Origin of the sequence: Providencia sp. wls1922, from assembly GCF_009706505.1 — a bacterium.
GTDB classification, from domain to species: domain Bacteria; phylum Pseudomonadota; class Gammaproteobacteria; order Enterobacterales; family Enterobacteriaceae; genus Providencia; species Providencia lanzhouensis.
Genome location: NZ_WLUG01000092.1, coordinates 94,396 through 110,328 on the forward strand (window position 1 = coordinate 94,396; position 15,933 = coordinate 110,328).

Here is a 15,933-nt window from a genome sequence, read left to right on the forward strand (position 1 = left end):
GTCCTTTTAATTGAGCATGCTGGCTTAATTGAGAGATGAAGAATTATTTATTTTGCTGAATCAACGCATAGCGATTGAGTAGCTGTTTAAAATGGTTATCAATCCGTTGGTATTCAGACTCAGGGACGGAGCCTTGGGTTTGAAGTTGCTCAAGACGACGCAATTCTTCTTCTAACGGAACGCTTTGATTAAAATGCTGGCGGGCATTGAAAATAATGGTTTTTAATTCAGACCCCGTGATATAGCTGCGAGGTTTACCATCAAGACTGTCTAAGCGCGTACTGAGATTATTTAGCTCGGCCATCCCTTCAGACCACTGTTGTAATTTATTGTTAGATAGCGCATTAATTTGCATATTTTGCTGCCATTTATCGTTAAATGCGCTGACTTCTTGCCGGTCACCATATTGTTTAGTGAGGTAACTCACCATGTTTAATCCATACTGCTGAGACCAAATTGGGGAGACGGACTCTAATTCCACGAGGTAGTTATCGATTATCTTGAGTTTTTCAGGAGAAAAACTATTCGGTTGTGCGGCATTAGGCTGCAATTGTTGCTCAAGAATTGAGGCAATATTCGGCGTAAAGTCAGGTAATTGGGGTAGCGCTTGCGCTAAAACGTGGTTATTGATTTGTGGGTGTAACACATACAAAGTTCCTGCACACAGCGCGCCTGTGAGCACAATACCGAAAGCCATACCCACACAAATGCCTTTGCGGTAAGAAGGCTTGGTCGGTGTTGGTGTGCTGATAGTGGCATTGGCCTTGATGGAAATTGGCGTTGCTGCGGTACGGGCATGAAATGACGATGGCGCAGTTTTTGGCAATTGCAGCGGCGTTGGTGGAATAAAACCACTGTCGGGAACATCGGTATTTTCGAGCTGCTTGGCTTGAGTGGTGAGCAAGTTTTGCAGTCGTTCCAGCTGAGTGAGGTGTTTGAGCTCTAATGTTTGTAGCAACTGTCCAATTTGGTTGAGCGTCGCTTCAGTATGATACAGAGCTGGCAGGTCTGCATAAACAGGTGCATGGGCGCGTAACCCTGTCATGAGTTGTTGGCTCAGCGTAGCGAGGATCTCAACCCGGGCATGGGTCTGTTGTGGCCATAATCCTTGCCAGTGGCGGCTCAGTAAATGTTGAAGTAAAGATAAGCCTTCGTTTAATCCCGCGATGCCATTTTGATGCTGGCGGATCAGGGTAAACCATGCGCAAGTTTGTAAATCAGCGCCGTTTTGGTTGAATAAGGACAAACATAGCCCATGAGCGCGCGCCCAGTCTACATCTGGGCGGGCGGGGTGAAAGCGTTTATTTAATTCTTCTTTGAGCGCGGCAAAATCAGCCAGCGTGCGCGGGTCGCCACCAAGGCGCAATGTGTTTAAATCTGGGTTCATAGTCTTCTCACGCAGTCGTCAGTTTAAATCGTATAGAATTGTTTTTTTAGATGGTGTACGAGAATGCGCCCATCCGGCATAAATTCAGTGCCATAACGGATCAAACCTTGCTCATGTAATTCAACCTCAAGGGCGTAATGGAGTGCCCCAAAGCTGTTTTGCGGTAATAACACTAAAGAGAGTGATTTGATGCGGGGCTCATACTTGAGTAACGTTGCCGATAAAATGGTCATCATATTGTGAGCAGTGCCGGGGAGACCTTGGATCATTTTACTCATATCTGGTAGCCCGTAGTCGGGAAGGTGCTCGATACTGCCCGCTCTGGCGTTGAGAATGCGGCGAATATTGTCCATCACAGAAACCATCACTTGGTCATGTTCTGGGATAGTATCAATATCCAATCCTCCCGCAAAATACCCCGTCAACATTTCATATAATGAAGGCTGGGACATGCTATTTTTCTCCAAGTGGTTTTAAGGTCATGGAGTTATCAGTAAGGGTGAGTAAGCGTGGGTCATCCGGTAGTAACCGCTTTTTGGGGATCACTACGCGCCAGTCATCGGTGATAAGGTCTGGGTGATGGAACATCACGGCGATGGCAACAAATTCAGCGCCGTCTTCAAGGGGCATATCAAGGGAAATCGACTCACCCGGGCGAATGCGTAAATCTTTTTGTACCACGAGAGAGGATTTTAGTACTTGGCTATCTTTGGCAAATAACGATGCGTAGTCACTCTCATCAAAGCTTTCAGTATCTTTCAATTGATATACACGAATGATGGTGGACAGCGATGCGCCTGTATCATCGGTATTGAGCGCTTCACGTGCCACGAAATCAAGATGGACGACTTTCACTTGCTTATAAAATATCGCGCTTGCTGCACTGCGAGTGCCATCGCTGACCATTTGAGTGAGCCCGCATCCAGTGAGGTTTAATGCAGTCAGAAGCACCAATGTTTTGCCGCAAAATGGCAATAAAGGGATGTGTTTCATAGGAGAGTCCCGGAATCAGAATCGATAATTAGCGTAATGTGAGGGCGGCGTAGAGTGTGATGTTGCCGATAATCGCTGATAGCGCCCCAGATTTAAGGTAATAATGTGTTCGCGGAGAGCGACATTAGGCGCCAATGTGCCCATCGCGGCGGTCCGTCCCAGCTGAACACCTTGGTGAGATTGCGAGCTTAACGTTGCGTTAGGGAGCAACTTTCTGGGTAATTTAAGACAAAGACGGGCATTGACTCTTGACCCTAGGTAAACATGCAATAGCGCCATTAAATCTTGATACAGCTGTCCGTCAGGCAGCCAATTGCGGGCTTCATCAAAGTTATCTGTCTGTAAGGTAATCAAAATTTGGCTGTTTACATCGGTAGAATACTGACCTAAAACGGGCTTATTGGTTAAGGTCATTGGGGTTTTGCACGACAGCCCTGTTTGAGTTGTTTGCTCGATACGCCGCGGGTCATGGGGTTTGATTTTCACATGAGTGTCAGGCGCGAGTAATTTTACGAGTGACACAACGCCTTCTGCGGTGCGGGTTGGAAAACGTAACGTGCCCAGTAAGGCGAGAAAGCGGGATAAAGGCGCTTGCACATGTTGAGCAGTGCCGGGGATCCCCAAGCCAATTAACCCATACAAATACTGGGATGTTTCATCTTCGCCACCTGCGGAAAAAGTTGCTGGATAGGAATATTTTCGCCAAATACGGTAAAACTGCGTCGTGAGCCGATGGTTAAAAATATCCAAGAAGTCCGTGAGCGATTCGGTTCCTTCCCGCTGTTGTGCGATGTCATCGAGGTAGGCGGTGGGTAACGGTGATGTGACACCATATAACCCTAAAAAGGTAGTTCGAATACTGGGTGTGTTGCTATCTCGGTAGCGGTCTTCAATGTCGATGCCTTTAATTTCGGTGACAGGAAAACCCATCCCACGATGGGGACGAAACCGGATAACATCTGTTTTCGGGTCTTGGGTGCTACCAAGTGGCGGGCGCTGTTTATTACTCTGTTCTAGCAGTTGGCAAAACCGATAGAAGTTAACCAGTGGTAGACGCTCCCCTAGCGCATCAAAAAGCTGATTTACTGAGGATGGTTCTCTGTCCATGTGAGGCTATTTCCTGTTGGTAAAATATGGAGAGTCAATTGGTTAAATAGATGCACGTCGGTATACAGTGCGAAAAAGCGGTTGAGCATTTCACCAAAGAGATGAATATCCCCTTCACCGTTAAATCCGTTGCTATCAAGAGTGATATCGATGGCAATACCGCGCTGTAAAAAGCCTTTTTCGAAACGCTCAATAAGGTGCTGTTCAACGTGGATCATGGCATCGAGTTTGCGGCTGTTTAAATCATCCTCTCGCCAGTCATAGAGTGCCAATGTGCCGCGCAATACCTCTACGTTGTCCATCATATTGAGGAAGCTGGCGCCAAGGTGGCTGAGAACGCGCCAATGAAATCGGTCTTCTGCTGGGGGATAGCAAGGCAGGGTTGGCTTGCATAAATTGCGAACCTGCAATTGGGTTTGTAGCGTTTCTTCGGTTCTGTCGAGCAATGTACTTTGCAGCGCTTTGCGTGGAAGTTGCCCGTTAGTGCCGGTTAATTGCAAAGATAAGGTTTCACTTTCAAGAGCAGCGGTCGGCTGTTCGCGTTCTCCCCCTAAAATCAGCCATGTATCATGTAACCCGCTGACCCCGCGCTTAACGCGAGTGTGGTAGTAGTGTTCTGGTGCATTGCGTCGCAACATACCGCCTCGATGGCGAAAGCTGCTGAATGGAACATAGTGAATGTGTTCACCTCGCCTTGTTCCATGAACCGTATCGACAGCATAAATTTCGGTGTGTCCATCTTGTAGACGGCGGGGACGCAGTAAATATTCACTTTCTAACCCGTTAACGGTGAGTGGATCAGCTTCAATATTGAATAAGTTGATCACCGGAACGCTGTGCAATTTTAGGTTATCGTGACTTAATGGAATGTCGCTATCCCACAGGGTATCGAGTACAATTTCCAGCTCAAAGTGACTTAATCCTTCGGGTAATTGAATCTCTTCAAGCCCGTTTAAGTTGACGAAGAAAAACTTTTCGCGAAAAGAAAAATACTCCAGCAACAACTGGTAGCCACTAAAAGTACTATCTCCTTTGGGCCACAATTGATCTTCTTCAGCAAATCCCCCAGGGGAAAACCACAGCGGCAAACGAACGCGGTCAGGGGATGACGGTAAACGGATATAGGTCGCCGCGACATGTTTAGTGAGAGCCAGATGCAGGGCGTAAGTGGTTGGAACGTCACCCGCCAAATAAAAGGAAATGGTCCCAAGTGGGCTCTGTTTCCAATCGACAAGTTTTGCACAATCGAAGCGTAATCGGATCACGGAACGTCCATCAGGCTCAGTGGTTAAATTCACTGTGGATAGCGCAATGGGATTTAAGGTTAAATCCCGCGTGGTGCGGTAACGACAAACGGTTTTCTTTTCGCCAATCGGGCGTGAAAGTACTTCAAAATTGGCAGGGATCACCGACGATAATTTCATATCGTGAATATCCGGTGCGAGTTCAACCACGGACAGTGAAGGGATGGTTTGTAAATAATGAGGCCAGAGTAGGCTGACCAATCCTTCCGTTAATTCAGGTAAATCATCATCAATCTTTTGGCGAAGTTGCCCCATCGAAAAGGCAAAACCTTCAAATAGTCGCTCAACAAAAGGGTCGGGAATGCCGGCTTTATCTAAATCTAATAGTGCCGCCCGGTCGGGATGAGCTTGGGCGAACTCTTTCGCAGCTTCGCGTAGATAGCGCATTTCTGCATCATAATAGCGAAGGGTTAAATCATCCATTCGTATCACTCTCACTGATTAATTTAAGGGTAGAGTACTAGCGCTCGGACAGGATCTAAGCGAGTCAATTGAGCCAATAACTCAGACATTTGGTGATGTAACTCGGCCTTATCCGGTGTGTTACGTTGCGCTTTACCGCGCAGAAGTTGTAATTGGCGGGCTTTGACTTCAAACAGGGAATGCGGTTCCCAATCAGCCAGTTGCATGTGTTCAGCGCGATTGTCTAATTCACGCAATAAGTTCAGCGCCAAATCATGACGGGCAAACTGCTCTGCCACTCTTGCCATTACCAATTGCAATAGCCATTTTTGGCGGGTGGTCTGAATATTCGGGCGAGACATTAACCATGCTAAGGCGGCTTCTACCCCTTCGGTATCGGCTTGCGTTAATGCTTCTTGCTCTAAGGCAAATATCGAGCCGTTATCATCGTCATCCGCGCCTTGAACTGGCATAGAGTGCAGAGACTGAATGTTATCTTCCAGAATCTGTTGTTTGATCCACGCGAGGGTCACTTCATCAGCAAAGGGGGTGCCATCTTCCCATGCGAGATTTTCTAACCCGGGTAGGCGCAATAAAAATTGTTTTAAATCCGAGGCAATAACGTCTGCCCAACCGTTCCAAGGCGCGGGAGATTTACTGAGCGCTTGGTGTAGGTACCATTGAACATCTAACCAAAAATGGTTAACGCCTTCAGCAAATAGGCGGTCGGCTTGTTCGGTGAGCTCCAACCAGTTTTGTTGCAGATATAAACGTTTTAATTGGGCTTTCGCATCCGAGCGCGGTGGGGCTAAACGTGTGCAACCATGCTGGTTCTGTGGTGGCGATTGGTGCAGGGTATCCCAACGGACAGATTTCATCAGCCGGTGACCCGACAGCCAGCCGTTGGGTTGATTACGCAAATAATTGGCAAGCACTTTGGCTTGGTCGAGCAGCTCACGACCTGATTGTATGGGGGCGATAGGGCTGATCCCCGAGGCCGTTTGCTTTGTCGCGACATTTTCCGACGCTTTGATATTTTGCGGGATGACGCTATCAGCCCCACCGGATTGGGCGAGCCGATTTTCTAAAGCCCGTAAGAGGGGGGCAAGGTTAGGGCGGCTTGCTTCATCCCACGTATTAAACTCATCCACGATCGCGCTAAGTAGTGCCACAATGCGGGAAAATTCGTTGCTATCCACCTCAGGGTAGAGGGATAAGCTGTCGATGACACGTTGACCCGCCAGCCATTCGATGGCGGCTTTTCGGCTATTTGGGCGCGAAGGTAGTAGGCTGTCATGGTAGCGATGTAGTAATCCTGTGAGTAGACCGAGCCCATCGGCTAATCCCGTTTCCCCTTCACGATGCAAACGCGCCCAAATATAGTAAGTGATAACTCGCGCATCTTTGCAGACGTTGGTTAGGAGGTTCTCGGCAAGAGCACAAATTAATTCAGTGTCTGACCCAGAGAGTTTGTTGACTTCTTCTTTCATGCGTTCGAAGTCATCGTCATAACCGGGGTCATCCCCCATTGGATTTTCAGCGGTAATGGGCAGTAGCCAGCGCTCCCATAGTGCCACTTGTTGCTCAACAAGCTGGTTAGCAGCAAGCGGATTTCCAGTAAAGCAAGCGGTGCGCAAGGCAGTTAATAAAGGCATAGGTGATGTCCTATCGATGGCTAATCCAAAAAGATTTTTTCAGGTAAAACGAAATTACGCAGTTTTAATAGCGCCAGCGGGCCTTGACCCATTTCGGTGCGTAGTTGGTAATTTAGAGAGATGCCATCGGGTGTTACCCACGAGACGGTATAGCTGCTAGTGCTGCCCGCATAAGGCGCGACGTTGGCCGTTTCGAGTAAACGGATCAAACCCCAAACACCACGATGATCGCCATAGAGTCGGGTACCCGATGACGTGGTCATCCAAGTTAAAGATGCGCCAGACGCGACGGTATCGGCAGGCCAAACAAAACGTTGCCATTCTGGGAACTGGTTATCGTAAGTGAGATTTTGTTTATCGATCACCAATATGGTTTGCATCACATTTTTACTGGTGCCTGGACGCATTTCAAAATAGAGACGCGCTTCCCCGTTCGCGAAGGCCACATCGCCTAACTCTGTCAGGGTATTTAGCGCGGTTAAAAAGGCAGGGTTAAAGCGTAATCCTTGGGCATTGGTGCTATTGGGTACCCAATGGTTGCCTTCTTTGCGTAAAACTCCTTGTAGGCGAGTTTCTAAGAAGCGTTGGATCCGACCATTATCGGGGCGCAGATATTGCGCCATCAACGGTAAGGAGATATCGCTTTGGGTATTTTTTAGCGGATAGCGTCCACCAAAAGCGTTATTCCATTCACTGACAATGGCATTTTGCCATTCGCTATTAATGCCTTGGGCGGTTGGTGTGAGTAATTGCTGCCACGCTTGGGTCATCGGCTCCACTAACAGCGCATCCCCAAAGCTTTGCCACTCTTGCCCAAAGCTGGCGGCAATCAAACTACCCATATCCCGCGCTTCGGCGAAATCGACATTTTTACCTTCTAGAATACTTTGCGCGAAGGATTGAGACATCGCTTGCGGATCCGGTGCATTAACCACTTGCTGAAGTTTTAATCGCACGCGGGTTATGCGGGTGAGATAGGCTTGTAGGCTGAGGTTATCGCTTGTTTGCGCGGTGGCTTGCGGGTCCACAAAATTCAGAATAGGGGCAAAGGTATCTTCAAGCGGACCCGTAAAGTCGGCTTTCTGACTAATGACGGGTTTCTGTTCTTTATTGAGCAGGTCTTTCGCGGAGTTCATAAAGGAATCGGCGAGCTTTTCTTGCTGGCGTCCGGTTTTCCCTTGGTAAGCCACGGTATTCATCAATGCAATGACGGGTGACTGGCGCACATCGCTCATCAAAGATAATTGGTCAATAGTATCAGACAAACTTTCAGTATGGCGCCATTGCAGGCTATTGAGGAAGTTTAACCAGCTATCAGAAAAGTCAGCAAAATAGCGTTCAGTAAGCTGCTGCTTAAGTGCATCAGGCGAAATATCTTGGCTAAGTTCATGCTGGCTATCACTCAATACCCAATCAATTTCACTGCGGCGAGATTCAACCACTTTTTTGATGGCAGGTTGAATAGACTCTTCCCACGCTTTGCGGGTAAAAATACCTGATACAAACTCATCCGTGGTGAATAAAAAGCTGGCATCGGTATCGCCCGTCATATCATCTAAGGTCATATCAGGGAACTGATGTTGCGCTTGTAGTAACACTTCTTGATATAGCGTAGCACTTTCGCTGCGTTGACCAATTTGTCGAATGAGTAAAGTGCGACTTTGATTAATCAGGTTATTGTTGGCAGTTAATTGCCATTCGGGGTGCTTCGGTAGCTGTTGGGCATAGAACATAAGTAATTCTTTACCGAGGGTTTGCCATTCGCCTTCGTTCATTCCTTGCGGGACGGGGAGAGTCGAGAGCACGCTGTCAGTAAAAAACGCCGGATCCATGCGCTCAGGGGTACTCATCATTAAGTAGGTTTTTAGGCTTTGATACGCCCCTTGGGTGGCTTGGCGACGGTCATCACTGTTAGGGGATAGCTGAGCATACGCCTGTAATTGTTGAGACAATTGTTGAGCGATGGTATCACGCAAAGGCGGTAATACCGTTTGTTGATACAGTGGCCATAAATGGGCTAATAGTGGCTGATTACTGTTTAGCCCAAAATGGAGCCAGAAAGGCACAGAAGTTTGTTCGCGATGATTGAGTAAGCCTAGGGTTTGCTGAAAATCGTACTGGGCTTTGAGGCGTTCAGTTTCCGGTAATTGGCTGTTAGCGGCGACACTCGCGCTTTGGTAGCTCTCTTCAATAAGCTGGCGATTGGCGAAGTAAGAGACAATCATGCCCGCGCCCCATAAGGTCATGGCGGTGGCTGCGCCATATTGAACGAGACGTTTTTTGTCAAAGCCTAAAGAGGCAGGCTGTAAACCGGATGCCAGTTCAGACTGCACATTCAACCAGCTTTTCCAGCGGGTATCAGGATGCCAACTATTGGGTAAACGTTGCTGATTTAACGGATTGATAGAAGGGCTGAATGCGATGCCGGAAAAAGGCAGCGTACGTAATTGGGTATTGAGTGGTGCTAATGCGGTTGCAAGCTGCTGGCTGCCACCGTTTTGTAAAAATTGGGCTAAGGCGAGTAGATAGGTGTGTTTTTGTTCGCGCAGTAATGCTTGAGTTCCGTTGATCACAAGTGCAGGGATCAGGCTTAATAAGCTAGGGGATAGCGCCTCGGCTGGCATGTTTTGCTCTGTCATACAGAGGATAGAGGGCGTTTCAACAGCGCTGAGGGATTGCTGGTCACTGACACTCCATACCCAAACCGGTGCACGCCAACCTAACTCTTGGAAGAGGTTCTGGATAGCGCGCCCTGCATTGTGGGCTGTTGCGGTATTGAGGTTAGTGAACGTGACGTTGTTGTCTAAAAGCTGTGACGAAATACTGTTTTCAGTCACCCAAATCACGCCATCGAGCGGACGACGTCGGCGTAGGTGTTTGAGGGTTTCTAGTCGCTCTGAATCGATGGAACTCCCGATATCGCCACCGTAGATAAGTAGGGTTCCATCACACTCTTGCCAGATTTCTTGCGTCAGGCTAGGAGCAAGTTTTTCGACGGCGGAGTGGGAGCCAAGGAGGAGCTGAATGGAGACTTTGGAATGCCAGAAAGTGCCGTATTGGTTGCGTAGTGCTTGAATAATTTGATTATGCAATAAGCTTATTTCTTTAGTTGGTGCATTCAAATCGATTGGGGTATTTTGAGGTTTGAATTCTTTTTGTTGTTTTTTTTGTGTTAACTTATTTTTTATGGGATAAAAAGAAATAAGAAATAAAGCAATTACACTAAGTACAGATATTCCTATCAGGAATGGATTTGTATCAAAAGGTTTATATTGATAAACAAAAAACATAGTTATCAATGAGAGAATAACAACGAGGAAAAGAATAAAAAACAATTTCCCTCTAGGTAAACTGATAGATGTTCTATTTATCATATTAAAACCTGCGAATGTAAACGGCATAGCTAGAGCCATTAGTATTAGAATGGATGAGAACCTGATCTGTACCTGATTTTTTTGCTATTTCACTCACTAACGAGAGATAGCTTAAAAATGCATTAGGATGGGGAACTGAATAAGATAATGCTAGAGAGTAAATAGGGCGATGTTTATCAAATTCGATTTTTTTATCACTATAATTGATTAGAATACTATCAATTATATCTTGCTTGGACTCTGTTACCCAGGTCTGAAATCTATGCTTTCTTGATATTCCGCTATAGTTGATAAACTTGATTATTTCATTGTCAATATCTTGCATATCAATCTCCATAATCCTTTCTATACTTACACGAGAATGACTTGGATTAATTAATTGATTATTAGTTGAAAATAATTGAGCTGAAACGAATTGACTAAATTTTGGTTCTGATTGGATAGTAATAATCAAAAATGTATCTTCATGTTTAGTGTCATAAGCGGAGAAAATAGTTTGATATGATGATGACTCAGTCGGTTTAAGATGCCATTGATTGTAAATTAGTAGGTTGTTATCAACGCGATTTTCATTATCGAAGATATAAATATTTGATAGATACACTCTGTAGTTTGGACACTGCTTTTCAAGATTTTTATCAATTTTTGAAAAAAGGTCTTCATCAGTTTTTTGTTTGTTGAATAACTGCCGTGGCTTATCTGGGAACATTGGGATAGATTCGTCATCTTTTAAAAATACGCCAGCGCCATCTTTATCTGGTGTATAGTTAACATAACCAAGAGATGTAATTGAGGATTGGCACCAATGCTGCCATTCCATTTCGGTGATTTTCTTTTCTTTTTCCCAGTTATTACAGGTGATTACGGAATGCTGATAGCGTATATATAAAAAACTAAAACATGCCAGAAATAAAAGAGCCGTCACAGGTAATGTGATAATAAATAAACGCATTTTTTGTTCGGTAGGTAATGTTACTCCATAAGCATAAATTGCGGTAACTATCCCTATGAAAAAGGCAATTAAAACTTTATAGCTGGGATTCTTTCTCGGTGTTTTATCAGGGATAGAGGGGATTTTCCAATGCATTAGTTTGATATCCTTATCTATTCTATACAAGTAGTAGGCTCAGAACTGATTACTCGACACCCACATGAACATAGGCACTGATCAACCACTACAGCAATGCCACTATCAAAAGTGGAATCAGACCCTTCTATAATGGTGTTATTTCCGTGTTTAGGGCAGGAAACAAGATCTCCGATGCGTGCAACTTGCTTACCATTAATGAATAAACTTGATGAGGCGGACAGTACATATCCCCCATGGGTATTTTTGTCACCTAGACAGACAAATCCCTTCATTGTGAACCTACCTTTTGGAAATAACGTTATTATCTTTATGCGAAAGTTCAGTCATTGATAATGGAAGACCATTTTTATCTGAACCACCAAAATACACAGTGTTTTTTAACCGTTATTTTATCGTTCCCTTTCGGATTCGTATCAGAAATAGGGCTAAGTGTTTAGATATTTATTATCCCTTTTGTATAGATTAAAATTCATTGGGCTTATAACGCAGAGAGCCGACAATTCGATCCCATATTTCGACCATTTGTGCATCACTGTATGAAGTGAATTTATTTCGATTATTCATACCAATATGTAGTAGTGGTATTATTTCAGTTGATGTTGCCTCATTGGCAAAAAACCAAAAATCATAATATGGTAAATTGGATATTCTTTTATTCTCTTCCTTAGGGTAAATTTCCTGATTCCCTGTCATTAACCATTCTTGTGCTGGAATATTACTAATTGATAAATCTCTTTTTTTTATTGTGTGTAACCCTTGTTGCTTCATTGCCTCATTTATCTCTTTTTCTCTATTTAGTAACGTATCATTAGACCCCAAATAACGATTGTCAGATTCCAAGAACAATAACAATTCATCATTTTTATAGACCATAGCGATTTTTTGCTGGTGCTTATTATTATCATCATCCAAAATGAACCCATTCGGGATACAAATACCTTTATCGGTCGGGATTTCATGATCTAATCGCCCACTTAATCGAGAAATTAATGAATACATAGCCGCTAAACGAGTTGGCTTTTGGTTTGATTGAACTTCTGTCCCACCTCTAGCTAAAAAACTGGCTTTTCTTTTTTCATATTTTTTATCCGAAAAATCTCGGATTTCAGTAGTAATAATAAATGCGATATGGTCAACATAGACATGAGCTTCTAATACTCGATAAGCATCATCTGCCCCAGGCTCATTTCGATCAAAAATAACACCTTTACTATTTGGCAATTGGATAACTTCTTTAAGTGCAGGTGAATTTTCTGTGCTTTGCTTCCATTCTCTTAATTCTTTTTCTCGGAGTTCAATACGTTGTTTAAAGGCTGGAGGATAAATAAATTTACTTTCAATATGAAAATCATCAATAAACAGACTATCATGAGAACCGTTTTCCCAGTTAATTGGAACATCGATGATATAACGCCCAATACATTGAGGTTTAGTTTTTTCAAATAATGCGTCTACCACGATTTTTTCTTTATCGTTCAGTTTGGTGTTTGCTTGTTGTTCTGTAAAAAGAATGAGTCCAACAAGTATCATAATCACAACAAGTATGATTATACCCCAATAGTGATTCTTAATTATTCGCACAGACATTAGTTCCTATTATTTTACTATCTAACGGTAAAACGTTATTTAATAGAATCATGGTGTTTTTAGGCCAGTAACACACCACATACATTATTACTAAATAATAATGTATAAAAGTGAAATAGGCGATGATAGATGATGATTTAATATGAGTAATTAATGGTATTTTTACCTGAAATTCAATTGGTTAATTATAGTTTTTAAATTAAAAGGCGTTGGGTTTATAACGTAGTGAGCTGGCAATTCGATCCCAAATTTCGACCATTTCGGCATCACTGTATGTTGTTTCTTTATCATTGTTAAATAAAGTTATACTTAAAAATGGTTTAGCGAAAGAGGATGTACCTTGATTTACCTTCAAAAGAAAAGAATAATGAGAAAATCCTGACTCTTCGTTATTTTCTTCGTTATAAACTTTTTGTCTCCCATACATTAGCCATTCTTGAGCAGGGACTCCATTAGGTTTTATTTCACCTTTTTTAAACGTGTGCATATTATTTAACGCCATTGCTTTTTTTATTTCAAAAGATTTATTTAATAATATTTCATCTTGCGGCGTCTCATGATGATCCATGTTTATGGCTAAACTAAAATCACTATTTTCATATAAAAAATAAATATCTTCTTGTTGTTTACTATTATCATCTAAAATAAAACCATTAGGAATGCAAACCCCTTTCTCTGTGGGAACGACATGATCTAACCGCCCACTTAATCGTGAGATCAAAGATTGCATAGCAGCTAATTTAGCTGGTTTTTGGTTTGATTGAAATTCTGTTCCACCTCTAGCTAAAAAGCTAGCTTTTCTTTTTTCATATTTTTTATCAGAAAGATCTCGGATGTCAGTAGTAATTATAAACGCGATATGATTAACATACACATGAGCTTCTAATGTTCTATAAGCATCATTAGATCCAGACTGATTCGCATCGAAAATAACGCCTTTTCCATCTGGCAATTGTATAACCTCCTTCAGTACAGGTGTATTTTCTTTACTCGTTTTTCTTTCTATTAACTCCTTTTCTCGTAACTCAATTCGTTGCCGAAATGCAGGGGGATAAATAAATTTGCTCTCAATTTTAAAATCATCAATAAATATCTTATCCTGCAATTTATTATTAAATGATGCAGGAACATCAATAACATAACGACCAATACATTGAGGTTTCGTTTTATCAAACAGAGTTTCTATCACAATCTTTTCCTTGTCACTTAACGGAGCTGGAGCAACTTCACGAATGAGCCATAAAAATGAAATTATGAGCATAAACAAAATTATCATGAACGATGCTTGTAATTTAGTCAGCTGCACTGGCATCAACCTCTTGTACAATTTTAATTATTGATCTTAATGTAAATTTAATGGCATCACTAAATTCAGAATAAGCCGTATCATCTAATGCATAAGCATTTTGATGATCAACATTTGTCGCCAAGACACTTTTAATTGATGTATGTATTTTTATTTTATTGAGTGACTCAATGGGAACGGTGCTATCACCTTTGCCTAACGACGAAACTAACTCATAAACATTATCGTCATCTATTTTGTAATAATAATGCGGAACATCTCCTGTAGGAATAACATACATTTTACCATCTGATTGTTTTTCAAATCGAACATTTTTAACGGCCGGTAAACGTCGCAATGCATCCTCACTCAGTTGTATTTCTCGTTTATATGAAACTCGACTCCATGATAGATAATTATCGGATTCTTTTTCATTACCATAAAATACGTAAGTGTTAGGGTGATAAAAGCCTTTTTCCTGATGCTCCATAAAAGGTCTAACCGAACCTTCCATTAATTTATCATATTCATCCCAATTACTCGTGACCTTCGCATTATCGGAATCAATAATGTCAGATTGATACAATTTCCACCACACATCATTACGTAAGTAAATTTCGTCAAAAGGGTCTACTTTAGGATATGCACTCTCACCATCAATTTTTAACCATCCTGATGGGTATGACGGATACGGCAGTAATTGTAATGGAGCTGGTGCTCTAGCTAAAACAGGCATTAATTTTTCTGCGTTTCCTCCTAGAACTTGCCCTGGAATATCTTCTTTACCCGCTCCGGTTTTCATTCGGCGATAAGCTGCAGGAGACCCCAAATCAGGGATAACCCCGTGAACAACGCCTAAAACCTTATCTTGACAACCTTTAAATTCAACCCCTTCAGGGGGGCTCATTGCGTAACGAGCGACTAATCCCCCCATAGAATGCGTGACTAAAATGACTTTTTCTACTGCTAAACCATACCCATGCTTATTTTTGTAGATATCTAAAACATCATCAATATATTTAGTCAGTTCTTCAGCGGATATAACATTATCCTTCAGCCAATTATAGCCAAAAACATGAACAGAAAAGAGGAAGCGTTTAAAGTGCGTTAGCTCAGGATCGGTTAGCGGAGAGTCATGAGTATCCCCTAATTTTCGGTTAACTAAGTTAGCTAATACACCTGAACGTTTGAATTGTTTTAGTTTAGCGTCAGAATACATACGATAAACATCAGTCTGCCAATCATCCAACAAAGCATATTGAAAAAATTCTAAAAATTTTCCATAACTTAAATATAACGCTTCACCCCAATGCCGCTCCTGTCTAGTAGGGAGTAGATTTCCATTATCAGGGAAGAGAGAATGAACTCGAGAGCTAATACTTGTTTTCCTGTTTTCAACAGTAGTAGTGTCTGGGTTTAAAGTTTTTCTACGTTCATGACCGTCTTTAGGAACAAACCAAAGAGTATCAGCCCCCTTAATCGATTCCGCTTTCCAAGAATCTTCACCAACACTACTTTTAAGATTTGTTCCCATGACCCCAGGGATAAAAATAATAGGTATTACTTTTGTTGGCGGTACGATACATTTCGCTTCAGCATTGAGGGATTTATGTTGACGTTGGATATCAACCCAACTGCATTTCCCATTTTCATCCCATTGAGGTAAATGATATGAAGTGTGCTGGCACTCGCCAATTTTTGCTGCATGATCTGATTTATCGGCCATATAATCTCCTTAAAATGGAATCG

The 15,933-nt window shown here is 42.9% G+C and carries 12 protein-coding genes; all 12 read right to left on the minus strand.

From position 1 onward, the window contains the following. Positions 1-43: 43 nt before the first annotated feature. The gene (locus GKR71_RS11475; protein WP_036952954.1) at positions 44-1,387 is read right to left on the minus strand and encodes a VasL domain-containing protein; all 1,344 of its coding nucleotides are present in this window, start codon (positions 1,385-1,387) and stop codon (positions 44-46) included. Positions 1,388-1,410: 23 nt separating this feature from the next. Then, the gene (tssE, locus tag GKR71_RS11480; protein ID WP_154634305.1) at positions 1,411-1,839 is read right to left on the minus strand and encodes a type VI secretion system baseplate subunit TssE; all 429 of its coding nucleotides are present in this window, start codon (positions 1,837-1,839) and stop codon (positions 1,411-1,413) included. A 1-nt stretch (position 1,840) separates the two neighbouring features. Next, positions 1,841-2,380 carry a type VI secretion system lipoprotein TssJ gene (gene tssJ / locus GKR71_RS11485; protein WP_154634306.1) on the minus strand — a complete coding sequence of 180 codons (540 nt, stop codon included), beginning with the start codon at positions 2,378-2,380 and terminating at the stop codon, positions 1,841-1,843. A 15-nt stretch (positions 2,381-2,395) separates the two neighbouring features. Then, the gene (tssG, locus tag GKR71_RS11490; protein ID WP_154609584.1) at positions 2,396-3,487 is read right to left on the minus strand and encodes a type VI secretion system baseplate subunit TssG; all 1,092 of its coding nucleotides are present in this window, start codon (positions 3,485-3,487) and stop codon (positions 2,396-2,398) included. After that, positions 3,463-5,214: a type VI secretion system baseplate subunit TssF gene (gene tssF / locus GKR71_RS11495; protein ID WP_036952962.1), complete on the minus strand. Its 1,752-nt coding sequence runs from the start codon at positions 5,212-5,214 to the stop codon at positions 3,463-3,465. Before tssF ends, tssG begins: the two co-directional genes overlap by 25 nt. Positions 5,215-5,237: 23 nt before the next feature. Next, positions 5,238-6,848, minus strand: a complete 1,611-nt coding sequence (tssA, locus tag GKR71_RS11500) for a type VI secretion system protein TssA (protein ID WP_036952963.1) — start codon at positions 6,846-6,848, stop codon at positions 5,238-5,240. A 20-nt stretch (positions 6,849-6,868) separates the two neighbouring features. After that, a complete protein-coding gene (locus GKR71_RS11505) occupies positions 6,869-10,222 on the minus strand; it encodes an ImcF-related family protein (protein WP_154634307.1) in 3,354 nt (1,117 codons plus the stop codon). Between the two features lies 1 nt (position 10,223). Continuing rightward, positions 10,224-11,309, minus strand: a complete 1,086-nt coding sequence (locus GKR71_RS11510; protein WP_154634308.1) for a hypothetical protein — start codon at positions 11,307-11,309, stop codon at positions 10,224-10,226. A gap of 17 nt (positions 11,310-11,326) precedes the next feature. Beyond that, complete coding sequence (locus GKR71_RS11515) at positions 11,327-11,584, minus strand: PAAR domain-containing protein (protein WP_036952967.1); 258 nt, start codon at positions 11,582-11,584, stop codon at positions 11,327-11,329. Between the two features lie 190 nt (positions 11,585-11,774). Beyond that, a complete protein-coding gene (locus GKR71_RS11520; protein WP_154634309.1) occupies positions 11,775-12,899 on the minus strand; it encodes a T6SS immunity protein Tli4 family protein in 1,125 nt (374 codons plus the stop codon). Between the two features lie 199 nt (positions 12,900-13,098). Then, positions 13,099-14,211, minus strand: a complete 1,113-nt coding sequence (locus GKR71_RS11525) for a T6SS immunity protein Tli4 family protein (protein ID WP_154599443.1) — start codon at positions 14,209-14,211, stop codon at positions 13,099-13,101. Then, complete coding sequence (locus GKR71_RS11530) at positions 14,192-15,910, minus strand: lipase family alpha/beta hydrolase (RefSeq protein ID WP_036952969.1); 1,719 nt, start codon at positions 15,908-15,910, stop codon at positions 14,192-14,194. The genes GKR71_RS11525 and GKR71_RS11530 overlap by 20 nt, the downstream gene beginning before the upstream one ends. Positions 15,911-15,933: the final 23 nt, after the last annotated feature.